This is a genomic window from Cellulomonas sp. Root137, from assembly GCF_001426725.1.
Classification (GTDB): domain Bacteria; phylum Actinomycetota; class Actinomycetes; order Actinomycetales; family Cellulomonadaceae; genus Cellulomonas.
On the sequence record NZ_LMFG01000002.1, the window covers coordinates 450785 to 473072 of the forward strand.

20 protein-coding genes are annotated in these 22288 nt (G+C 73.4%); 13 read left to right on the forward strand and 7 right to left on the reverse strand.

Annotation, left to right across the window (positions count from 1 at the left end; all coding sequences use genetic code 11):
• Window positions 1–3 precede the first annotated feature (3 nt).
• Window positions 4–327, forward strand: coding sequence for a thioredoxin family protein (locus ASD18_RS14555; RefSeq protein WP_235522405.1), 324 nt, complete (start codon window positions 4–6; stop codon window positions 325–327).
• On the opposite strand, the gene ASD18_RS14560 is transcribed toward ASD18_RS14555, so the two are convergent.
• Complete coding sequence (locus ASD18_RS14560) at window positions 276–1655, reverse strand: MFS transporter (RefSeq protein WP_056093329.1); 1380 nt, start codon at window positions 1653–1655, stop codon at window positions 276–278. The genes ASD18_RS14555 and ASD18_RS14560 overlap by 52 nt on opposite strands.
• Window positions 1652–2257 (reverse strand): class I SAM-dependent methyltransferase, encoded by a 606-nt coding sequence (locus tag ASD18_RS14565; protein ID WP_056093332.1) that lies wholly within the window; start codon window positions 2255–2257, stop codon window positions 1652–1654. Before ASD18_RS14565 ends, ASD18_RS14560 begins: the two co-directional genes overlap by 4 nt.
• Window positions 2258–2362: 105 nt before the next feature.
• On the opposite strand from ASD18_RS14565, the gene hflX reads away from it, so the two are divergent.
• From hflX to ASD18_RS14580, 3 genes are read left to right on the forward strand one after another with little or no spacing between them, the layout of a single operon-like run.
• Window positions 2363–3886 (forward strand): GTPase HflX, encoded by a 1524-nt coding sequence (hflX, locus tag ASD18_RS14570; RefSeq protein ID WP_056093335.1) that lies wholly within the window; start codon window positions 2363–2365, stop codon window positions 3884–3886.
• Window positions 3887–3915: 29 nt separating this feature from the next.
• The gene (locus ASD18_RS14575; protein WP_056093338.1) at window positions 3916–5988 is read left to right on the forward strand and encodes an ATP-dependent DNA helicase; all 2073 of its coding nucleotides are present in this window, start codon (window positions 3916–3918) and stop codon (window positions 5986–5988) included.
• Window positions 5989–6021: 33 nt separating this feature from the next.
• Window positions 6022–7023 carry an L-lactate dehydrogenase gene (locus ASD18_RS14580; RefSeq protein WP_056093340.1) on the forward strand — a complete coding sequence of 334 codons (1002 nt, stop codon included), beginning with the start codon at window positions 6022–6024 and terminating at the stop codon, window positions 7021–7023.
• A gap of 70 nt (window positions 7024–7093) precedes the next feature.
• On the opposite strand, the gene lexA is transcribed toward ASD18_RS14580, so the two are convergent.
• Window positions 7094–7846 carry a transcriptional repressor LexA gene (gene lexA, locus ASD18_RS14585; protein WP_056093343.1) on the reverse strand — a complete coding sequence of 251 codons (753 nt, stop codon included), beginning with the start codon at window positions 7844–7846 and terminating at the stop codon, window positions 7094–7096.
• Window positions 7847–8163: 317 nt separating this feature from the next.
• Here lexA and ASD18_RS14590 point away from each other — a divergent pair, with 317 nt between their 5' ends.
• The 3 genes from ASD18_RS14590 to ASD18_RS14600 all read left to right on the forward strand — a co-directional run bounded on the left by ASD18_RS14590 (window position 8164) and on the right by ASD18_RS14600 (window position 11464).
• Window positions 8164–8592: a LysM peptidoglycan-binding domain-containing protein gene (locus ASD18_RS14590; protein WP_056093346.1), complete on the forward strand. Its 429-nt coding sequence runs from the start codon at window positions 8164–8166 to the stop codon at window positions 8590–8592.
• A gap of 301 nt (window positions 8593–8893) precedes the next feature.
• Window positions 8894–9406 carry a transcriptional regulator NrdR gene (gene nrdR, locus ASD18_RS14595; protein ID WP_056093351.1) on the forward strand — a complete coding sequence of 171 codons (513 nt, stop codon included), beginning with the start codon at window positions 8894–8896 and terminating at the stop codon, window positions 9404–9406.
• Window positions 9407–9463: 57 nt separating this feature from the next.
• Window positions 9464–11464 carry a S9 family peptidase gene (locus tag ASD18_RS14600; RefSeq protein WP_056093356.1) on the forward strand — a complete coding sequence of 667 codons (2001 nt, stop codon included), beginning with the start codon at window positions 9464–9466 and terminating at the stop codon, window positions 11462–11464.
• 1 nt (window position 11465) lies between these two features.
• Here the strand turns inward: ASD18_RS14600 and ASD18_RS14605 are convergent, their stop codons facing one another.
• Window positions 11466–12488: an aldo/keto reductase gene (locus ASD18_RS14605; protein WP_056093359.1), complete on the reverse strand. Its 1023-nt coding sequence runs from the start codon at window positions 12486–12488 to the stop codon at window positions 11466–11468.
• A 113-nt stretch (window positions 12489–12601) separates the two neighbouring features.
• Between ASD18_RS14605 and ASD18_RS14610 the strand changes: the two genes are divergently transcribed.
• The gene (locus tag ASD18_RS14610) at window positions 12602–12802 is read left to right on the forward strand and encodes a DUF5302 domain-containing protein (protein ID WP_056093362.1); all 201 of its coding nucleotides are present in this window, start codon (window positions 12602–12604) and stop codon (window positions 12800–12802) included.
• 58 nt (window positions 12803–12860) lie between these two features.
• Here the strand turns inward: ASD18_RS14610 and serA are convergent, their stop codons facing one another.
• The gene (serA, locus tag ASD18_RS14615) at window positions 12861–14060 is read right to left on the reverse strand and encodes a phosphoglycerate dehydrogenase (RefSeq protein WP_056093364.1); all 1200 of its coding nucleotides are present in this window, start codon (window positions 14058–14060) and stop codon (window positions 12861–12863) included.
• A 72-nt stretch (window positions 14061–14132) separates the two neighbouring features.
• Entirely contained in the window at window positions 14133–16370 is a 2238-nt protein-coding gene (locus tag ASD18_RS14620; protein WP_235522406.1) for an AAA family ATPase, read from the reverse strand.
• Window positions 16371–16626: 256 nt separating this feature from the next.
• Here ASD18_RS14620 and ASD18_RS14625 point away from each other — a divergent pair, with 256 nt between their 5' ends.
• The 5 genes from ASD18_RS14625 to ASD18_RS14645 all read left to right on the forward strand — a co-directional run bounded on the left by ASD18_RS14625 (window position 16627) and on the right by ASD18_RS14645 (window position 21307).
• Window positions 16627–17808, forward strand: coding sequence for a PP2C family protein-serine/threonine phosphatase (locus ASD18_RS14625; RefSeq protein WP_056093371.1), 1182 nt, complete (start codon window positions 16627–16629; stop codon window positions 17806–17808).
• A complete protein-coding gene (locus tag ASD18_RS14630) occupies window positions 17805–19376 on the forward strand; it encodes an ATP-binding protein (RefSeq protein WP_056093732.1) in 1572 nt (523 codons plus the stop codon). Before ASD18_RS14625 ends, ASD18_RS14630 begins: the two co-directional genes overlap by 4 nt.
• A gap of 13 nt (window positions 19377–19389) precedes the next feature.
• The gene (locus ASD18_RS14635; RefSeq protein WP_056093373.1) at window positions 19390–19830 is read left to right on the forward strand and encodes a response regulator; all 441 of its coding nucleotides are present in this window, start codon (window positions 19390–19392) and stop codon (window positions 19828–19830) included.
• A gap of 66 nt (window positions 19831–19896) precedes the next feature.
• On the forward strand, window positions 19897–20832 hold the full coding sequence (locus ASD18_RS14640) for a PAC2 family protein (RefSeq protein WP_056093376.1): 936 nt from the start codon (window positions 19897–19899) through the stop codon (window positions 20830–20832).
• Window positions 20833–21103: 271 nt separating this feature from the next.
• The gene (locus tag ASD18_RS14645; protein ID WP_055921997.1) at window positions 21104–21307 is read left to right on the forward strand and encodes a cold-shock protein; all 204 of its coding nucleotides are present in this window, start codon (window positions 21104–21106) and stop codon (window positions 21305–21307) included.
• A gap of 49 nt (window positions 21308–21356) precedes the next feature.
• Here ASD18_RS14645 and ASD18_RS14650 read toward each other — a convergent pair whose 3' ends face one another.
• Window positions 21357–22235, reverse strand: a complete 879-nt coding sequence (locus tag ASD18_RS14650; protein ID WP_056093378.1) for a spermidine synthase — start codon at window positions 22233–22235, stop codon at window positions 21357–21359.
• Window positions 22236–22288: the final 53 nt, after the last annotated feature.

Below are 22288 nucleotides of genomic sequence, written 5' to 3' on the forward strand. Positions count from 1 at the left end.
GCCGTGCGTCTGACGCCCGACGACCTGGGTGCGCCGCTGGGCGAGCGCGCCACCGTGGTCCAGTTCTCGAGCACGTTCTGCGCGCCCTGCCGCTCCACGCGGTACGTCGCCGAGCGTGCCGTCGCGACCACCGACGGCGTGGCCTACGCCGATCTCGACATCGCGGACCACCTGGCGCTCGGCGAGCGGCTCGCCATCGACGTCACGCCGACCGTCCTCGTGCTCGACGCCCGCGGCGACGTCGTGCGCCGCGCCTCCGGGGTGCCGACGCTCGCTCAGCTGCGCAGCGCCCTCGCAGCCGCGTCGTCGGTCGAGTCCTCCGCCTGAGGTCGCCCGGCTCCGACGCGGGGGCCGACCAGCGCAGCGCCGACGGCGAAGAGCGCGGCGACCGCCAGGGCGGCGGTGAAGGGGGCGTCGGGGCTGCGGTCCGCGGCGGCGAACGCCAGCGCCGTGAGCGAGAGGGCGAGGGCCGCGCCGATCGAGTCCGCGATCGAGAGCGCCGAGCTGTTGACCCCCTGGCTGCCCGGGGCGGAGTACGCGAGCACCAGGACGGTCAGCCGGGAGTACACCAGGCCCATCCCGGCGCCGGCGACCGTCCAGAAGGAGATCGCGACCACGGCCGGGAGGTGCAGGGCCGCCGTCCCGAGGACACCGACGACGGCTACGACGACCAGCGCGGAGCCGACGACGACCGCCGTGCGGTGCGGGAGCCGGTCGCCGAGCCGTCCCTGCAGCCACGACGTCGCCGCCCACGCCACGCCGGCGAACGTCAGCGCGATCCCCGCCGTCGTGGGGGAGAAGGCGTACCGCTCGGTGAGCAGGTACGGGAGGTAGACCTCCGCCCCGAGGAACGCCCCCGACACGAGCCCGCGGGTCGCGATGACGCTGGGCAGCCCGCGGGCCGCGCGCATCGTGCCCGCCGGCACCACCGCGCGGAGCGCGACGAGGGCGAGCACCCCCGTGCCCACCGCGACCACCACGGACCACGGGCGGGGCACCTGGGCCGCCAGGTTGAGCCCGAGCACGGCCGCCGCGGCGAGCGCCGCCCACGCGAACCGGCCGCGAGCCGCCACCTCGGCGACCGTCTCGGGCGGCCCGATCTTGAGCAGCGCCGGGACGAGCGCCAGCGTGGTCGGCACCACGAGGAGTGCGACCCCGAGGAACACCCACCGCCACCCGAGGTGCTGCGCCACCGCCCCGGCACCCGCCGGGCCGACGAGCGACGGGATGATCCAGGCCGCCGCGAACCAGGCGAAGACGCGCGGGTGCAGCATCGCGGGGTACAGCCGAGCCACCACCACGTAGACGGCGACCGTCATCGCGCCGCCGCCCAGCCCCTGCAGCAGCCGGCCGGCGACGAGGACCTCCATGGACGGAGCCGCGCCCGCGACGAGGATGCCTGCGGTGAACATCCCCACCGCGACCAGCAGCGGCGTCCGGGGTCCGCTGCGGTCGCTCCACGGACCGGCCACCACCATGCCGACGACGCCGGTGGCCAGCGGCCCGGCGAACGCGAACGCGTACAGGGCCGCACCGTCCAGCGCGTCCGAGACGGTCGGCATCACGGTGGTCACGGCCAGCGACTCGAACGCCACCATGAAGATCAGCGCGACCATGCTCCAGGTGGTGGTGCGCAGCGACCGCCAGTCGTTCATCGGTCGCGCACGGCGAGCACGCGGAAGCCCTTGGCGCTCGCGGTCCGCTCGACATCCACGCCGAGCTCGGCGGCGATCCACCGCTGGAGCGAGTCGGCACCCAGGTTCTTGCTGACGACGAGGTGCGCCTCACCGCCGGGCGCCCGCCGCCCGAGCCACTGCCGCAGCATCGCGTGCAGCGCCTCCTTGCCCACACGGATCGGCGGGTTCGACCAGACGGCGGCGAACACCACGTCCTCGGGCACCTGCTCCGGCCGCACGGCCCGTACGTTGGTCGCACCGAGCCGCTCGGCGTTGCGCCGGGTGAGGTCGAGCGCCCGCTCGTTGACGTCCACCGCCCAGACCGTCGCGGCGGGGGACTCCAGCGCCAGCGTGAGCGCGACCGGTCCCCACCCGCAGCCGAGGTCCAGCAGGTCACCCGCGTCCGGCGGCGCGGGGACGTGGTCCAGGAGAACGCGCGTCCCGAGGTCGACGTGGTCGGGCGAGAAGATGCCGCCCGCGGTCTCCACCTCGGCGTCCTTGCCCGCCAGGTGGACGCGCACCAGCCGACGCTCGTCGGGGGAGGCCGGCTGCGCGGTGAAGTAGTGGTCCTGCTCGCTCACGCGCCGACGATACAGAGGGTGCAGGGCTCGGCCCGCAGCGAAATACCTCGGCCGCCGTCGGTGCCTCGTGCGACCCTGGGAAGACGGCACGAGAAGAGGAGCACCTTGACCGACGCGCAGCACACCACCAGCCAGACCGAGGACACCCCGACGGCGCGCTCTGCGCAGGAGGTGGCCGACGACGTCGTGGCCCGCGTGCTCGCCCGGGCAGGGTCCACGTTGCACGCCGGTGCCACGGTGCACTCCTCGTACGACGGCGACCAGCTCGACCTCGAGGAGCGCACGTCGCTGCGCCGCGTGGCCGGGCTGTCCACCGAGCTCGAGGACGTCACCGAGGTCGAGTACCGCCAGCTGCGGCTGGAGAAGGTCGTCCTGGTCGGCGTCTGGGGCTCCGGCACCGTGACCGACGCCGAGATCTCCCTGCGCGAGCTGGCCCAGCTGGCCGAGACCGCCGGCTCCCAGGTGCTCGACGGGCTGCTCCAGCGTCGCCAGAAGCCGGACCCGGGCACGTACCTCGGCTCGGGCAAGGCCGCGGAGCTGGCCACTCTCGTCGCGGCCGTCGGCGCCGACACCGTCGTCGTGGACGGCGAGCTGGCCCCCTCGCAGCGCCGCGCGCTGGAGGACATCGTCCGCGTCAAGGTCGTCGACCGGACCGCGCTGATCCTCGACATCTTCGCCCAGCACGCCAAGTCCCGGGAGGGCAAGGCGCAGGTCGAGCTGGCGCAGCTGGAATACCTGCTCCCGCGCCTGCGCGGCTGGGGCGACTCGATGTCCCGGCAGGCCGGTGGGCAGGTCGGCGGCGCCGCAGCCGGCATGGGATCGCGCGGTCCCGGTGAGACGAAGATCGAGCTGGACCGTCGGCGCATCCGCAACCGCATGGCCAAGCTGCGCCGCGAGATCGCCGCGATGGAGCCCGGCCGGGTGACCAAGCGGGCGTCGCGCAAGAAGCACGCGATCCCGTCGGTCGCGATCGCCGGCTACACCAACGCCGGCAAGTCCTCCCTGCTCAACCGCATCACGCACGCGGGCGTGCTGGTGGAGAACGCCCTGTTCGCGACGCTGGACCCGACCGTGCGTCGGGCGGAGACCGTCGACGGCCGCATCTACACGCTCGCGGACACCGTCGGGTTCGTCCGCGCGCTCCCGCACCAGCTGGTCGAGGCCTTCCGCTCCACGCTGGAGGAGGTCGCCGACGCCGACCTGATCCTGCACGTCGTGGACGCCTCGCACCCGGACCCCGAGGGCCAGATCGCCGCCGTGCGCCACGTCTTCGCGGACATCCCGGGCGCCATGGACGTGCCCGAGATCATCGTGCTGAACAAGGCGGACGTGGCCACTCCGGAGGCGATCGCCCGCCTGCGCTCGCGCGAGGTGCACTCGATCGTCGTCTCCGCGCACAGCGGCGAGGGCATCGAGGAGCTCCAGGCGCTGATCGCCGACCAGCTGCCGCGCCCCGGCGTCTCGGTCGACCTGGTCGTCCCGTACCACCGTGGTGACCTGATCAGCCGGGTGCACGAGCACGGCGACATCCAGACGGAGGACCACACGGCCGACGGCACGGCGATCCGCGCGCGCGTCGACGCCGGCCTCGCAGCCGAGCTGGAGGCGGCCGCACAGCCGCGTCCGTGAGCGTCGGCGGCCACCACTAGGCTGACGCGGTGCCAGACGCCGACCCCTCCGTCGAGAAGCTCCTCGACCTCGCGGTCGACGCGCTCGGCGGGGTCCGTCGCGACGGCCAGCACCAGATGGCGGTCGCCGTGGCGGAGACCATCGAGAAGGGCGAGCACCTGCTGGTGCAGGCCGGCACCGGCACGGGCAAGTCGCTCGGGTACCTGGTGCCCGCGCTGCGGCACGCCGTCCTGGAGGACGAGCACGTCGTCGTCTCGACCGCCACGCTGGCGCTCCAGCGCCAGATCATCACGCGCGACCTGCCGCTCGTCGCCAAGGCGCTCGAGCCGCACCTGCCGCGTCCCGCGTCGATCGCGCTGCTCAAGGGCTGGCACAACTACCTCTGCGTCCACAAGGTCGCCGGCGGATACCCCGACGACGACACCGGCACGCTGTTCGACCTCGGTGAGCACGCGGGGGCGGCCGAGCACCCTGCCCCCGCCCGCACGGGCGTGACCGGGCCGACCGAGAGCCTGGGCGCGCAGGTGCTCCGGCTGCGGGAGTGGGCCGACGAGACCGGCACGGGCGACCGCGACGACCTCGTGCCGGGTGTGACGGCGCAGGCGTGGCGGCAGGTCTCGGTGACCTCGCTCGAGTGCCTTGGCGGCAAGTGCCCGATGCTCGCCGAGTGCTTCCCCGAGAAGGCGAAGGCGGCCTCCCGGGAGGCGGACGTCGTCGTCACCAACCACGCGATGGTGGGGATCGCGGCCTCCGGGTCGCCCGGTGTCCTACCCGAGCACCAGGTGCTGATCGTCGACGAGGCCCATGAGCTCACCGACCGGGTGACCGCCCAGTCGACCTCCGAGCTGTCCGTCGCCACCATCGAGCACGCGGCCCGCCTGGCCCGTCGGCACGGTGGCGTCCCGACGACCGACCTCGACTCCGCGAGCCAGGCGCTGGCCACGGTGCTGGTCGGCCTGCCCGAGGCCCGGTTCCGCGACGGCCTGCCGCCCGCGGCCCGTGACGCGGTGGCCAGCGTCCGCGACGCCACGCGCGCGCTGCTCAGCGTGCTCAAGCCCGAGACCGGGCCGAACGCGCCGCCGGAGGGCGGCCGCAAGATGGCCCAGGCGACGATGCTCGCCCTGCACGAGGTGGCCGACCGCATGGCCGCCGACCCCGAGGACAACCGCCACACGGTCCTGTGGTGCGCACGCACGGAGGACCGCCGCGGCGGCATGCTCACCCGGCTCTACGCGGCGCCGCTCGCCGTCAACGGGCTCATCCGCACCCACCTCCTCGCGGGCCGCTCGGGCGTGCTGACGTCGGCGACCCTGGAGCTGGGCGGCTCCTTCGACCCCATCGCCCGTGCGGTCGGCCTCGAGGTCCGGCCCGACGCCGAGCCCGTCGGCCCGACCTCCCTCGCTGGGGAGTCCACGCCCGCCCCGGCAGGTGCGCCCTGGCACGGGCTCGACGTCGGCAGCCCCTTCGACTACCCGCGGCAGGGCATCCTCTACCTCGCGCGGCACCTGCCGAAGCCCGGTCGCGAGCCCGCCACCGACGCGCAGCTCGACGAGATCGCCGACCTGGTGACCGCCGCCGGGGGCCGCACGCTCGGTCTCTTCTCGTCGCGCCGCGCGGCGAACGCGGCGGCGGCCGCGATGCGCGAGCGTCTGGACGTCCCGATCCTCGTCCAGGGCGACGACCAGCTGCCCACGCTGGTGTCCCAGTTCATCGCCGACGAGGCCACCTGCCTGTTCGGCACCCTGTCTCTCTGGCAGGGCGTCGACGTCCCCGGGGCCACCTGCCGGCTGGTCATCATCGACCGCATCCCGTTCCCGCGCCCGGACGACCCCGTGAGCTCCGCGCGGTCCGACGCGATCGAGAAGGCCGGAGGCAACGGCTTCCTGGCCGTGTCGGCCACCCACGCGGCGCTGCTCCTGGCCCAGGGCGCCGGCCGCCTGATCCGCACCAGCGAGGACCGAGGGGTGGTCGCCGTGCTCGACCCCCGGCTGGCCACCGCGGGCTACGGGAACTTCCTCACGCGCTCGCTGCCCGACTTCTGGCGGACGACGGACCGTTCGGTGGCCATCGCGGCGCTGCAGCGGCTCGCCACGTCCGGCTAGCCTCGACCCGTCCCCGACCCAGAGGTGTGTGAGATGACCGAGAGCCTGGACATGGAAGACGTCGGCATGGCCCCGTCCCGAAGTGGCCGCCGTACGTCGAAGCTCGCGATCGTGGGAGCCGGTGCCGTCGGGTCGACGATGGCCTACGCCGCGCTCATGCGGGGGGCCGCTCGCTCCGTGGCGCTGTACGACATCAACGCGGCCAAGGCGGAGGCCGAGGCCCTCGACCTCGGCCACGGCATCCAGTTCATGCCCATGGCGCAGGTGGTCGGGTCCGACGACCTCGCGGTGTGCGCGGACGCGGACGTGGTGATGTTCACGGCGGGCGCCAAGCAGAAGCCCGGTCAGTCCCGGCTGGACCTCGCGGAGGCGACCATCGGCCTCGTCCGCAAGGTGCTGCCGGCGGTCGTCGAGGTCGCGCCCGACGCGGTCTACGTGATGGTCACCAACCCCGTCGACGTGGTCACGTACGCCGCGCTGCAGATCTCCGGACTGCCGCCGTCGCAGCTGTTCGGGTCCGGCACGGTCCTCGACTCCTCCCGGCTGCGCTACCTCATCGCGCAGCACACCGGCGTCGCCGTGCAGAACGTGCACGCGTACATCGCCGGCGAGCACGGGGACACCGAGCTGCCGCTGTGGGGGTCCGCAAGCATCGGGTCGGTCCCGCTGCTCGAGTGGACCGGCGCGGGGGGCAGCGGGCCGCTGACCGCCGAGGTCCGCGACGGGATCGCCCGGGAGGTTGTCGACTCCGCGTACCGGATCATCGAGGGCAAGGGTGCGACGAACTACGCGGTCGCGCTGGCGGGCTCGCGGATCATCGAGGCGATCGTGAAGGACGAGGGCCGGGTGCTGCCCGTCTCGTCGCTGCTCGACGACTACTACGGGATCAGTGACGTGTGCCTGTCCGTGCCGGCGATCGTCGGTGCCAACGGTGTCGGCGAGCGGCTCCCGGTCCCGCTCTCCGACGAGGAGCTCGCGGGGCTGCGCAACTCGGCGGACGCGGTGCGTTCGGTCGCCCGCCAGTTCGGGTTCTGAGCCCGCACCTCCGTTCCCCGGACGCGCGATCGGGCCGCACCTCCCACGAGGTGCGGCCCGATCTGCTGTGTCAGAGGCTGCGGAGCACGCTCACCACGCGGCCGAGGATCGTCGACTCGTCACCCGGGATGGGGGAGTAGGCGGGGTTGTGCGGCATGAGCCAGACGTGGCCGTCGATGCGCTTGAGCGTCTTGACCGTGGCCTCGCCGTCGATCATCGCGGCCACGATCTCGCCGTTCTCCGCCACGGGCTGACGGCGGACCACGACCCAGTCGCCGTCGCAGATGGCCGCGTCGATCATCGAGTCACCGACGACCTTGAGCAGGAACAGGTCGCCGTCGCCGACGAGCTGGCGGGGGAGCGGGAACACGTCCTCGACCACCTGCTCGGCGAGGATCGGACCGCCGGCCGCGATCCGACCGACCACCGGCACGTAGGAGGGCGCGGGGAGGCGCTCGCCGTCGCCCTGGTCGGGGAAGCTCGAGCGGCTGCCGTCGGGGGCCGTCCAGGTGCCGACGCCCCGCGAGTCGTCGGCGTGCACGACCTCGATGGCCCGGGGGCGGTTGGGGTCCCGTCGCAGGTAGCCCTTGCGCTCGAGGGCCATGAGCTGGTGCTTCACGCTCGACGGGCTGGTGAGGCCGACGGCCTCCCCGATCTCGCGCATGCTCGGCGGGTAGCCGCGGGACTCGACCGACGACCGGATGGTGTCGAGCACGAGCCGCTGGCGCGCGGTGAGGCCGTCCGGTCCGGGTGCCCCGTCCGGGAGCGTGTGCACCGTCGCCAGGTCCTTCTCGGGCTGGGACGTGTCCCGTGAGTCCGTCACTGCGCTCCTCCTCCGTCCGGCGGCCGCCTCGCAGCACGCTCAGCCTTCTCCGCCTCGTCCAGCTCACGGTCGCGGTGTCCTGACCTGCGACGACGGGGGATCCCGGCGTGCGTGTCAGTGCCTCGTGGTCCGCTTGTGCTGCACCGCCAGCCTAGGGATGTCGGGACCGAAGATCAAACATCTGTTCGATCGTGTCTCGACAGTGTCGCCGGATGCTGGTAGACATCGTACAAGCGTTCGACGAACAGGCGTTCGACGGGCGGGATCGACCGAGGCTCTCCCCCGGGACACCGGGCCGAGCAGGAACGAGAGACGTGATGAGCGCGATGGTGATGGGACCGGCGATGCCGAACCTGGTGCCGGCTCGGGTGCCCGGACGTGCGACGAGCACCCGTGTGGCGACCGCCCGCGTGGCGACTGCCCGCGTCGAGCGTGCAGCTGCGGTGCCGTCCGCGTCCCACCTCCGGCTCACCGCGCGCGGGCGTTCCGTGCTCTGGGCGCTCGCCGCCGCCGTCATCGCCGCGATCACGCTGCTGGGAACGCAGGCGGCGGCCGACGGTCCCGCGGGCGCCCAGGAGGTCGTGCGGCACGTCGTGGCGCCCGGCGAGACGCTCTGGGAGATCGCCGAGTCCATCGCGGCACCCACCGAGGACGTGCGGGACGTGGTGTTCGACCTCGTCCGCCTCAACGAGCTCCCCGACGCCGGACTGATGGCCGGGCAGGTCATCGTCCTCCCCGCCGACTGAGGGAGGGCGGGCGCGCTCTGCGGCCGACGGCGGAGGGGAAGTTCGTCGCCGGCGCAAGACGCCCCGCTGGACGGACGCGGCGGTGCCGCGATCGGCTCCGTGCGTCCCACGAGGGCGGTCATCATCAGATGACCGCCCTCGCGCATCCCCGCCGTCGGCCGCGTCGGCACTACGCTCACGGCGTGCCCGGCACCGACCTTGCGACGCCGGGACGCGTGGCCTAGCGTCACGCACGCGCTCACGACGCGATCGTCGCCGGCAGTCGCCCGGGCGCCACGCGTCAGGCTCGAAGGGGATCACGGTGCACTGTCCGTTCTGCCGCCACCCGGACTCGCGGGTCGTCGACTCGCGGACGTCGGACGACGGGTCGACCATCCGGCGCCGCCGGCAGTGCCCCCACTGCAACCGCAGGTTCACCACGGTGGAGACCGCCAGCCTCTCGGTCGTCAAGCGCTCCGGGGCCACCGAGCCCTTCAGCCGCGAGAAGATCGCCGGTGGCGTCCGCAAGGCCTGCCAGGGCCGTCCGGTGAGCGAGGACGACCTCGCTCTGCTCGCGCAGAAGGTCGAGGAGACGCTGCGCAGCGCCGGCTCGGCGGAGATCGACGCGTACGAGATCGGGCTCGCCATCCTCGGACCGCTCCGTGAGCTGGACGAGGTCGCCTACCTGCGGTTCGCCAGCGTCTACCAGGCGTTCGACTCCCTGGAGGACTTCGAGGCGGCGATCACGGTCCTGCGTGCGGAGCACGAGTCCGAGACGGACGACGACGCCGACGAGCCGGTCGAGCCGTCGGGCGAGGACGTTCGCACCAGCTGAGCGGCACGCCGATCGGCCGCACCGGCGTCTGTCGGCGACACCACGTAGGTTCGTCGGGTGCGTCCTACGGATCTCGAGCTCCTCCATGTCCCCGGTGTCCCCGCTGTCCTCCCGGACGGCTCTCGCGCGATCGTGTCGGTCGTCCGACCGGACCTGACCGCCGACGAGTACGTCGGCCACCTGTGGTCCGTCGACCTCGACGGCGGCGCCCCGCCCCGCCCGCTCACCCGCGGGCACCGCGACACGTCGCCGGACGTGAGCCCGGACGGTCGGTGGGTCGCGTTCCTGCGCGCCGAGCCGGAGGGCAAGCCGCAGGTGCACGTCGTCGAGGCCGACGGGGGTGAGCCGTTCCGGCTGACCGACGCGCCCCTGGGCGCCTCCGAGCCGCGGTTCTCCCCGGACGGCACGCGGATCGCCTACCTGGCGCGCGTGCCCGAGGAGGGGCGGTATGCGGCCGAGGGCAAGCCCGGGAACGAGGACCCCCGGCACATCACCGAGCTGAAGTACCGCTCCGACGGCATCGGCTTCTTCCGGGACCGCCCCCAGCACGTGTTCGTCGTCGACCTGCCGGCTGACGGGGAGCGCCCGGGGGACGTGCCCGACCCGCTCGCGCTGACCTCGGGCGAGATCGGTGTGGCGGGCGCGCGATGGCTGCCGTCCGGGCAGGCGCTCGTCGGAGTCTCGGCGCGGCACGCGTCGCGCGAGACCGACCTGCGCGCCGACGTGGTGCGCATCGACGCGTCACCCTCGGCCGCCCCGGCGACGCCGGTGCCGCTCACCGACGCCGACGCGGGGAGCACGCTGGGCGTCGACGAGGTGCTGCCGTCCGCGGACGGCACCGCGCTGTGGCTGCTGGCCAGCGACCTCGGGCCGACCGGTCGAGACTTCGTCGCCGCGCAGGTCGGGCTCTACCGGCTCCCGCTCGACGGCAGCGGCGCACCTGTCCGGCTCACCGACCCGGAGGAGGACCAGCTGTCGGGCGGCCTGGCCGAGGTCGACGACGATGCGCTCGTGCTCGTCGAGCGGCGCGGTGCCACCCACCTCGTGCGGATCTCCGCCGAGGGCGAGCGGACCGCGCTGGTCGAGGGCCAGGTCGTGGTCACGGGGGTCGCGGCAGCCGCAGGCGCCGGCGGGACCGGGAGGCTCGCCGTCGTCTCGGCGACGCCGTCCAGCCCCGGCGAGCTGCTCGTGGTCGACCCGCTCGACGGGACGCGCGAGGCGCGCACCGATCTGGGCGCGCCCCTGCGGGCGACCGGTCGAGTCCGGGAGCCGGTCGAGCTGCACGCGACGGCGCCCGACGGGTACCCGGTGCACGGCTGGGTGGTGACGCCCGACGAGGGCCGCTACGGCGCGGGACCGCACCCCACGATCCTGATGATCCACGGCGGCCCGTTCGCGCAGTACACGCACGCGCTCTTCGACGAGGTCCAGGTGCTGGCCGAGGCCGGCTACGCGGTCGTGCTCGGGAACCCTCGAGGGTCGTCGGGGTACGGCCGCGCGCACGGGCTCGCCATCCGGCACGGGTTCGGGACGGTGGACACCGACGACGTGCTCGCCCTGCTGGGTGCCGCCCTGGAGGACCCCGCGCTGGACGGGGAGCGCGTGGGGGTCATGGGTGGTTCCTACGGCGGATACCTCACGGCCTGGCTCACCACGCGCACGGACCGGTTCGTGGCGGCGATCGTCGAGCGCGGGTTCCTCGACCCGGTCAGCTTCGTCGGGTCCAGCGACATCGGCTGGTTCTTCGGTCTGGAGTACCTCGGCGACGACGTCGAGGAGCACGGTGCGGCGGCGCTGGCGGCCCAGTCGCCGATGGCGCACGTGGGACGGGTCCGCACGCCGACCCTGGTCATCCACTCGGAGCAGGACTGGCGGTGCCCGGTCGAGCAGGGGCAGCGCTGGTTCGTCGAGCTGAAGCGGCGGGGGGTCGCGGCAGAGCTGCTGCTGTTCCCGGGCGAGGGGCACGAGCTCACGCGCTCGGGGAACCCCCGCCACCGGCAGGTGCGGTTCGAGCACGTGCTGCGCTGGTGGGCCGCGCACCTGCCCGTGGGCGGCTGACTCAGCGGTCGCTGGACCGCACGCCCCAGAGGTTGATCCCGGCGTCGACGGCGTGCGGCTCGATCGCGGCGAGCTCGTCGGCGGTCAGGGGCGGCAGGGCGACGGCCGCGAGGTTCTCGTCCAGCTGCGCGGTGGTGCGGGCGCCCACGAGCACGGAGGTGACGCGCGGGTCCCGCAGCACCCACGCGAGCGCGAGCTGCGGCAGCGTCCGGCCGCCGGCCCCGGCGATCGCGTCGAGCGCCCGGACGTGGTCGAGCGCCTCGTCGGTCAGCCACTCGGTGCGCAGCGGCCCGCCGCGCGCGGCCCGCGAGTCGGCGGGGACGCCGTGCAGGTAGCGCGTGCTGAGCATCCCCTGCGCGAGCGGGGAGAACGCGACGACGGCCATGCCGGCGTCGCCGGCGACGTCGAGGAGGGACCGGCCGTCGTCGCCGGGCTGCTCGACCCACCGGTTGAGCAGGGAGTAGGCGGGCTGGTGCACGGCGAGGCGCAGGCCGAGCGAGCGCGCGACCTCGAGGGCCTCCACGGTCCGGTCCGCCGAGTAGGACGAGATCCCGGCGTGGCGCGCCTTGCCCGACCGGACGGCCCGGTCGAGCGCGCCGAGGGTCTCCTCGAGCGGCGTCGTGGGGTCGAACCGGTGGCTGTAGAACACGTCGACGCTGTCGAGCCCGAGCCGCCGCAGCGACTCGTCCAGGGACGCGCGCAGGTACTTCGCCGAGCCGTGCTCGCCGTACGGCCCTGGCCACGCCCGGTAGCCGGCCTTCGTGGTGATGAGCAGCTCGTCGCGGCGTCCGCGCAGGTCACGGGCCAGCAGCCGGCCCACGGACTCCTCGGCGGCGAACGGGGGCGGGCCGTAGTTGTTCGCGAGATCCAGGTGCACGACACCCCGGTCGACGGCGTGCAGGACGAGCCGGCGCTGGTCCTCGAACGGCGTCGTCGCGCCGAAGTTCTGCCACAGGCCGAGCGACACCACCGGCCACGACAGCCCTCCGGCGTTCCGGTGGGGGAGTTCGGGAGCATCCAGCACGCCGCCGACGCTACCCGGCGTGAGAAGAGGTGGCGCCGCGGGCCCGAGTCGGCAAGGCTGTGCAGGTCGCGGGCGCAGACGTCCGTCGGCACACAGCATCGAAGGAGACGCCCATGGCCAAGGACGACGACAAGGGGACGACGGGGGCGGCGGTGAGCGACGACGCGAAGGCGAAGTTCCGCGAGGCGCTCGAGCGCAAGAAGTCCAACCAGCACCGCACCGCGGACGGCTCCACCAACACCGGCCCGGTGCACGGCTCGGAGACCGCCGGACCGTCGCAGCGACGCTTCCAGCGCAAGTCCGGATCGGCGTAGCACCACGCGACGAAGGGGCCCGACCACCACCAGGTGGTCGGGCCCCTTCGCTGCGAGATCAGGACAGCAGGCGCAGACGCACGGACTCGGGCCGCGACTCCAGGGCCTCGAGCACGGCGGGGTCGACCCGCGCGCCGGCGTCGGTGACCACGTAGCCGAGCTCCCCGCGGGTGGCGAGGAGCTGGCCCTCGATGTTCACGCCGTGCTCGGCCAGCGTCGCGTTGACGGCGGCCAGCACGCCCGGGACGTTGCGGTGCAGGTAGGCGAGGCGGTGCACGCCCGGCTGCTGCTCGAGCGCGAGGTTGGGCAGGTTGACGCTCAGCGTGGTGGACCCGGTGGCCAGGTAGTCGCGCACCTTGTTGGACACGAACTGGCCGATGGCCTCCTGCGCCTCCTCCGTGGACCCGCCGGTGTGCGGCGTGAGGATGACGTTGGGCAGGCCGCGCAGCTCCGACTCGAACGGGTCGCCGTTGCGCTTGGGCTCCACGGGGAACACGTCGACGGCGGCACCGGCGACGTGGCCGGACACGATGGCGTCCCGCAGCGAGGAGTAGTCCACGACGAACCCGCGCGAGAGGTTGAGGAAGACCGCTCCGGGCCGCATCTGCGCGAACTGCTTGGCGCCGAACAGGCCGGCGTTGCCGCTGCGGCCGTCGACGTGCAGCGTCACGATGTCCGCGGCCTCGAGCAGCTCGTCCAGAGTGTGCATCCGCCGGGCGTTGCCCAGCGCGAGCTTCTCCGCGGTGTCGTAGAACACGACCGACATGCCGAGGTTCTCCGCCAGCACGGACAGCTGCGTCCCGATGTTGCCGTAGCCGACGATGCCGAGCGTGCGTCCGCGGATCTCGTGCGCCCCGGTGGCCGACTTGTTCCAGACGCCGTCGTGCATGGCGCGGTCGAGCTCGGACTGCCGGCGCGTCAGCGAGATGATGTCCGAGATCGCGATCTCGACCACGGAGCGCGTGTTCGAGAACGGCGCGTTGAACGTCGCGACGCCCCGCGAGGCGGCCTCCGCCAGGTCGATCTGGTTGGTCCCGATGCAGTACGCCCCGATCGCGACCAGCGACGGAGACTGCGCGAGCACCTCCGCGGTGACGTGCGTCTTGGAGCGGATGCCCAGCAGGTGGACGCCGTCGAGCGCCTCGACGAGCTCGGCCTCGTCGAGCGCCCCGGTGCGGGTCGTCACGTCGAAGCCGGCCGTCTCGAGGATCGAGCGAGCCTGGGGGTGGAGGTTCTCGAGCAGCAGGGCCTTCAGCACGCCCCTATGGTGCGCCTCGCAGCCGCCGGGGCCCACAGCGGTCCGGCCCTCGGACACGCGTGAGACGGCTCGTCAGCCCTCGGAGTGCCAGCCCCGGGGGAGCGGGCGGTCGTGCAGCACGTGCAGCGCGCGGGTCGGCCGGGTCATCGCGACGTACAGGTCGCCCGCGCTGGCCTCGATCACCTCGGCCGGCTCGACGAGCACGACGACGTCGAACTCGAGGCCCTTCGCCTCGCGCGGGCTGAGCACGACGAGCGGCGCGTCGAGGTCCGCCGCGCTCGTGCCGGTCCCGAGGGCCGGCCGCAGCCCCGCCGCGCGCAGGGCGTCGCCGATCGCGACAAGGCGTCCGTCCACCGCGATCACGGCGATCCGCCCGGCGCCCGTGGAGTCGGTGACCTCGGCGACGAGCTTCTCGGTCCGCTCGGCCACGGCGGCCACGACGTCCGCCGTCCGCTCGACCACCAGGGAGTCGTCCACCTCGCGGGCGGACGTCAGCGCGCTGACGGGCAGGTTCGCCGCGACGGCCACCCGCCGCGCGGTGTCGGCGACCTCCGCCGGGGTCCGGTAGTTCACGGTGAGCTCGTTCAGGCGCCACGACGAGCGCAGCACCGGGTCCAGCTGCGCCGCCCAGCTGCGTGCACCGGCGGTCGCGGTGGTCTGCGCGACGTCCCCGACGATGGTCAGCGACCTCGTCGGGACCCGGCGCAGCAGGGACCGCCACGCCATCGCGGAGAGCTCCTGCGCCTCGTCGACCACCACGTGCCCGTAGGTCCACGACCGGTCGGCCGCGGCGCGCTCGGCGGTGGTGAGCGTCGGGCCCGTCGTCGCGAACCGGTCGGCGAGCATCTCCGCGGAGACCATCCCCGAGCTTCCCGTGGACTCCAGCACCTGCCGGGCGTAGGCGAGCTCCGAGGTGCGCCGGTCGGCGGCGGCACGGGCCTCGGCACGGGCCGCCTGGTCGTCCTCGCCCAGCAGCTCCGCGGCCTCGTCGAGGATCGGGACGTCGGCCGGGGTCCAGGGCGCGTCGGCGTCGCGCACGAGCATCGCGCGCTCCCGCTCGCTGAGCTGGGGTGCGGCGGACGCGAGCCGGTGCGGCTTCGACCAGAGGTCCGCGACGAGCTTCTGCGGGGTGATCGGCATCCAGGCCAGGTTGAGCGCGACCCGGATCTCCCGGGTGGTGCGCAGCTCCTCGACGATCTCGCCGCGCTCGTCGGACGGCACCTCCTGGCCGAGCTGGAGCACGTACTGCTCCGCGAGCCGGCCCAGCATGTCGCGCACGAACGAGATGCGCGCCTGGTTGTGGGGCTTGTGGTTGCGCCGGGCGCGCGCCATGGCCGACGCGATCTCGTTCGGCCGGATGACCAGGTCGTGGCCGTCGACGCGGATGTGCACCGGCTGCGCGGGGATCCGCTCCCGGTCGCGCACCGCACGGGCGACGACCTGGGCCCACAGGGCACGGCCCTTCAGCTCGGCGACCGCCTCGTCCTCCGTCGCCGTCGCCTGGATGCCGGGGTACAGCTCCGCGATCGTCGTGGTGACGACCCCGGTCTCGCCGAGGGAGGGGAGCACCTGGTCGATGTACCGCAGGAACGTGCGGCTGGGCCCGACGAGCAGGACGCCCGAGCGCTCGAGCATGCGCCGGTGCGCGTACAGGAGGTAGGCCGCGCGGTGCAGGGCGACGGCGGTCTTGCCCGTGCCGGGACCGCCCTGCACGACGAGCGCGCCACCCAGCTCGGAGCGGATGATCGCGTCCTGCTCGCCCTGGATCGTGGCGACGATGTCACCCATCCGGCCGGTGCGACCCGCGGCGAGGCCGGCGAGGAGTGCACCTTCCCCGGAGAGCCCGCTCAGGCGCGACCCGGAGTCCTCCGTCAGCAGGTCCAGGTCGAGGACCTCGTCCTCCACGCTGGTCACGCTGCGCCCGCGGGTGACGACGTGCCGACGACGGACGACGCCGTCGGGGTGGGCGGCGGTCGCCCGGTAGAAGGCCTGGGCAGCCGGGGCGCGCCAGTCGGTGAGGAGCTGGGTCTGCTCCGTGTCCGTGAGACCGAGCCGTCCGATGTAGCGGCGGGTGTCGTCGTCGAGGTCGAGCCGACCGAAGACCAGGCGCTCCTCGACGGCCTCGAGCTGGGCGATGCGGTCCTCGTAGAGGGTGGCGAACGCGTCCCGCTCGCTGCGGTTCTGCGGGGAGCCCGAAGGGCCCTCCCGGCGCACGTCGGCCAGCCGGGCCCGCGTCTGCGCGCGGAGGTCGTCGAGCCGGCCGTACAGCTGGTCGACGACCCGCTGCTCGACCGCCAGCTCGTTGTCCATGCCTGCCACCTGGGCGATCTCCGTTCCGCCGGGAGCTCCCGGCCGTGCGTACGCGCCGCCCCAGCGAGCGTCGAGGCACGACGCAGGGCACGGAGCGGCCGTCCATTATCCGACGTCCGCAGCCCTGTCGCACACGCCCGACCGGGTGGGCCCCCGTCAGGAGCGGGTGAGATGGCGAGCAGCACCGGGACGCGCACCCTACGCTTCGGGTGACCTGTCGAGAACTGGCGGGTGAACAGTCGGGAGGAGAGGCCCGTTGAGCGACGCACGCACGGCCGCCGACGACACACGTCGCGCCACCGCGGTGGCCCCTGCGCCGATCCGCCTGCTGCTGGTCGAGGACGACGAAGGCGACGCGATCCTGGTCCGCGAGCACCTCGCGGACGCGGGACTGGACGTCGCCCTGTCGTGGGTCCGCACCCTGGACCAGGCCATCGACAACCTGCACGTGGACCTCGTGCTCCTGGACCTCGGCCTGCCGGACGCCATGGGCATCGGCGCGCTCGAGCGTCTGCTCGCCGCCGGCGCGCCGGCCGTCGTGGTGCTCACAGGGCTCGCCGGCTCGGACATCGGGCTCCAGGCGGTGGCCGCGGGTGCCCAGGACTACCTGGTCAAGGGTGAGGTCGACGGCGAGCTGCTCGGCCGGTCGGTGCGGTACGCGATCCAGCGGCGCCGGCTCGAGGACACCGACCGTGCCCTGTACCGGAGCCTCGTGCGCGCCGAGGAGGTCAACCGCCTCGAGCGCGCGCTGCTGCCCACCCCGTCCGTGGTCGACCAGCGGCTCGAGGTGCGGGTGGGCTACCGCGCGGGCCGCGACGGCGTGCTCGGCGGCGACTTCTACGACGTGGTCGAGCGCTCCGACGGCTCGGTCCTCGCGCTCGTCGGCGACGTCTGCGGGCACGGTCCCGACGAGGCCGCCCTGGGCGCCACTCTGCGGACCGCGTGGAGGACGCTGGTGCTCGCGGAGATCCCCACGGTCGAGATCTTCGGTCTGCTCGAACGCGTGCTGATCTCCGAGCGCGCGCGCCCCGAGATCTTCACGACGGTCTCGATGCTGGACGTCGCCGCGGACCGCTCGACGGTGGACCTCTACCTGGCCGGGCATCCCGTGCCCCTGCTGCTGGGCGCCCCCTCGACCCTGCTGCCCACGCACGGCCGCGGTCGCGCGCTCGGCATCCCGGTCTCGGGCGGCTGGGAGCCGGTCCGCCTGGAGCTGGGACCGTCGTGGCGGATCCTGCTGTACACCGACGGCGTGCTCGAGGCCACGATCGGGGACGGATCCGACCGACTCGGCAAGACCGGCCTGCTGCGTGTGGTGGACGTCGCCGTCGCGGCGCAGGGCGACCTCGTCGAGCGCGTGCTGCACGACGTCCGCCAGCTGCACGGTGGCGACCTCGTCGACGATGCCGCGGTCGTCGTGCTCGGGTGGCGTGCGTGAGCGCTGCCCCGACGCCCGCGGGGCGTCCCTCGACGCTGCGCAAACGCCTGCGCACGGCGATCATCGCGACGGGCGTCGCCCTCGCCGTCGTCCTCGTCGGCACCGTGTTCGTCCTGCTGCGGCTGTTCGACCGGCAGGACGCCGTGACCCAGACGTACTTCACGGCGATCACCCAGGCGGACGGTGCGTTCATCCAGCTGGTCGACGCGGAGACGGCCGTGCGCGGGTTCGCGCTCACCGGTGACCCGATCACGCTCGAGCCGTACGAGCGGGCGACGGCCGACGACCTCTCGTTCCGCACGCTCGCCGATCGCGAGACGCAGAGTGGGGACGAGCGGCTGGCCGCCGCGGCGCAGACCGCCGCGGACGCGGGCCGGCGCTGGAACGAGGAGTTCGCCATCCCGGTGATGGACGAGGTCCGCGCCAACGGCGTCGGAGCCGTCACCACGGACGAGATCGAGCAGGGCCGGGTGCTCTTCGACGACGCACGCGCCGCCGCGGAGGACTACATCGACCTGCTGCGGGACCGCCGGTCCGACGCGGTCGACGAGCTCGCCTTCTGGACGCTGGTGGGGGCGGGGACCGTGGCGCTGCTCGTCCTGGCGGCGGTCGCGCTGGGTATCGCGCTGTGGGTCACGCTCCGGCGCTGGATCCTCGAACCGCTCGACTCGCTGGCCGCCGACGCGCGCGCGGTGTCCTCCGGCGACCTGACCCACCCCGTCGCCGGCGTGGGTCCGGGGGAGATCTCCGCGCTCGCGGGCGACATCGAGCGGATGCGCGTCGCGCTGGTGGACCAGGTCCAGGTGCTCGAGTCGTCGCGGTCGGAGATCGCGGTGGCCCACGAGCTGCTCACCGAGCAGGCCGAGGAGCTCCGCCGGTCCAACCGCGACCTCGAGCAGTTCGCCTACGTGGCCTCGCACGACCTGCAGGAGCCGCTGCGCAAGATCGCGAGCTTCACGCAGCTGCTCCAGAAGCGCTACGGCGGGCAGATGGACGAGCGCGCGGACCAGTACATCGGGTTCGCGGTCGACGGCGCGAAGCGCATGCAGCAGCTCATCCAGGACCTCCTGGGCTTCTCGCGCGTCGGGCGCGTCGGGGGCGAGGTCACCGACGTCGACCTGGCCTCGGCGCTCGCGGCCGGCGTCGACAACCTCAGCGAGGCCATCGCGGAGTCGGGCGCCGTGGTGACGCACGACGAGCTCCCGATCGTGCGCGGCGAGGAGCCGCTGCTGGTCCAGCTGTTCCAGAACCTGGTCGGCAACGCCATCAAGTTCCGCGACCCGGCCCGGACACCCTCGGTGCACGTCAGCGCACGGCGCGTGGCAGACTCCTGGGAGCTCGAGTGTCGGGACAACGGCATCGGCATCGACCAGCAGTACGCGGAACGGGTGTTCGTCATCTTCCAGCGACTGCATGCCAAGGACGTCTACGAGGGCACCGGGATCGGTCTCTCGTTGTGCAAGAAGATCGTCGAGTTCCACGGCGGTCGTATCTGGATCGAGCAGCCCGACGGCGAGGGGACCAGCATCCGCTGGACGCTGCCGGCCGCCGACGACGTGAGCAGCTGAAGGAGAGTTCCGCGTGCCGAACAGCACCAAGATCATCGACGTCCTCCTCGTGGAGGACGACCCGGGCGACGTGCTCATGACGCGTGAGGCGTTCGAGGACAACAAGCTCCGCAACCGCCTCTCGGTCGTCTCCGACGGCGTCAGCGCCCTGCAGTTCCTGCGCAAGGAGGGCGAGCACGCCGACGCCCCGACGCCTGACCTCGTCCTGCTCGACCTCAACCTGCCGAAGATGGACGGCCGCGAGGTCCTGCAGGCCCTGAAGGCCGACGACGCCCTGCGGTCGATCCCGGTCGTCGTGCTCACCACCTCGGAGGCAGAGGAGGACGTGGTCCGCAGCTACTCGCTGCACGCCAACGCCTACGTCACCAAGCCCGTGGACTTCGACCGGTTCATCGAGGTCGTCCGCCAGATCGACGAGTTCTTCGTCGAGGTCGTGCGCCTGCCTGGCCGCTGAGCCGGGAAGAACTCACGGCGGGTGCGTGTTGTCCCCGGTAACCCGGACGGAAGTGAGCGCACCCCCATGCTGAACCCGAGCGAGATCTACGACGTCGACCCCGAGGTCGCCGCCCAGGTCGAGGCGCGGTCGGTGAACGGCGCCGGCCCCGTGCTCGTGCACGCCGTGCGCGGGTTCGTCGACGCGGGCAACGCCGGCCAGCTGGCCGCGGAGCACCTGGTCGACGAGCTGCCCTCCACGCGGTTGGCGACCTTCGACGTCGACCAGCTGCTGGACTACCGGTCGCGCCGGCCGGTCATGACCTTCGACCAGACCACGTGGTCGTCCTACGCGGACCCCGAGCTGGTGGTCGACCTGGTGCAGGACGCCGCCGGTGTCCCGTTCCTGCTCCTGCACGGCGTCGAGCCCGACGTCCAGTGGGAGCGGTACGTCGCCGCGGTCCGCCAGATCGTCGAGCGCTTCGACGTGCCGCTGACGGTCGGCCTGCACGGGATCCCGATGGGCATCCCGCACACGCGGCCGCTGTCCGTCACCGCCCACGCGACGCGTCTTGAGCTCGTGGCCGACCACACCTCGTGGTTCGGCACCGTGCAGGTGCCCGCCAGCGCGAGCGCGCTGCTGGAGCTGCGCCTCGGCCAGTCCGGTCACGACGCCGTCGGCTTCGCCGTGCACGTCCCGCACTACCTCGCACAGTCCGCGTTCCCGCAGGCCAGCCAGGCGGCGCTGACCAACGTCGAGCGGGCGACGGGCCTCGACCTGCAGGTCGCGTCGTTGACCCCGGCGGCCGAGGAGGCCATGCAGGAGATCCAGCGGCAGGTGACCGGGTCCGAGGACGTCGCCGCGGTGGTGCACGCGCTCGAGGAGCAGTACGACTCCTTCACCCGGAACATCGGGCGTACGAGCCTGCTCGCCGGGTCCACAGACCTGCCGACCGCGGACGAGCTGGGTGCCGAGTTCGAGCGGTTCCTGGCCCAGCAGGGCGACGAGAGCGGCCCCGCCTGAGGCGCGGCCTTTACCAGATCGTTGTCAAACCGGGTGAGCCGACGGGGCGAAAGCATGGCGCCGCCGCCAGGCCCGATGTAAGGATGCACACGTTGCAGTGACGTACTCGCTTGACCGGCTTGCTTGACCGGTGTCGTCATCCGGGCTTCGGCCCGGGGTCGGTTCCGACCAGCCGTCCGCGGCTGGGCCACCCGGTGCAGGACGTGAGGCATTGCGGCACGGCGCAGGCAGAAGGCCAGCGCCGTCACCGGTGGGACAGAAGGAAACGAACATGGCACAGGGTGCTGTCAAGTGGTTCAACGCTGAGAAGGGCTTCGGGTTCATCGCCCAGGACGGCGGCGGGGCCGACGTCTTCGTCCACTACTCCGCGATCGACTCCTCGGGCTACCGCAGCCTCGACGAGGGCCAGCGCGTCGAGTTCGAGATCACGCAGGGCGCCAAGGGCCCGCAGGCCGAGAGCGTCCGCCCGATCTGATCGGACGACCGCGCGAAGGGCCGCATCCCGCACGGGGTGCGGCCCTTCGTCATGCCGCGGGGTCTGCCAGAGGTGTGGCGGTCCCCACGAACGCGGTCACCTCGGCGCCGTGCAGGAGACGCGCGGGCGCGGGGAGGCTGCGGACGGCTCGGGCCAGCGCCGGCGAGCCCAGGAGGTCCGGGTCGTCGGTGGCGGCGAGCACGACGTTGCCGTAGCCCCGGCCGCGCAGGAGGCCCGGCTCGGCGATCACGGCCACGTCGGCGAACGCCTCGCGCAGGGTCGCGACCTCGGCACGGGCGCCGGCCAGGGGCGGACGGTCCGCGCAGTTGGCGAGGTACACCCCGCCGGGGCGGAGCACCCGCGTCACCAGCGCCACCATCTCCCTCGTGCGGACGTGGCCGGGGGTGGTGTCCCCGGCGAAGACGTCGCGGACGACGACGTCGGCGGACGCGTCGGCCAGCCGCGCGAGCTCGGCGCGCGCGTCGCCCGCGCGGATCCGCAGGGCGGGGGCGCGGGGGAGGTCGAACCAGCCGCGCACCAGCTCCGGCAGCACGGTGTCGAGCTCGATGGCCAGCTGCCGTGACCCCGGGCGGGCGGCGTCGACCGCCCGCGCGAGCGCGCACCCGGCGGCACCCAGGTGGACGACGTCGATCGGACCGCCGACGTCGCCGTACCGCTCGATGACCGCGGCCATCTGCTGCATGTACTCGAACACCAGCCGCGTCGGGTCCGCCAGGTCCAGGTAGGAGCTGGGCACGCCGTTGACCAGCACGGTCACGCCGTCGGGATCGTCGAGGTCGCGGGTCAGCTCGACCGTCCCGGTGGGGATGGTGACCGGACCCGTCGGCCAGGGCGCCCGGGCGGCCGACCGTGTGGGTGGCCGGTGCGAGGCTGTGCTGCGTCGGGCGGAGCGGTCGCGGGCAGCCATGAGGGCAAACCTACGGGGAGCCGACGGGCTTGACGGCATCGAACATATGTTCG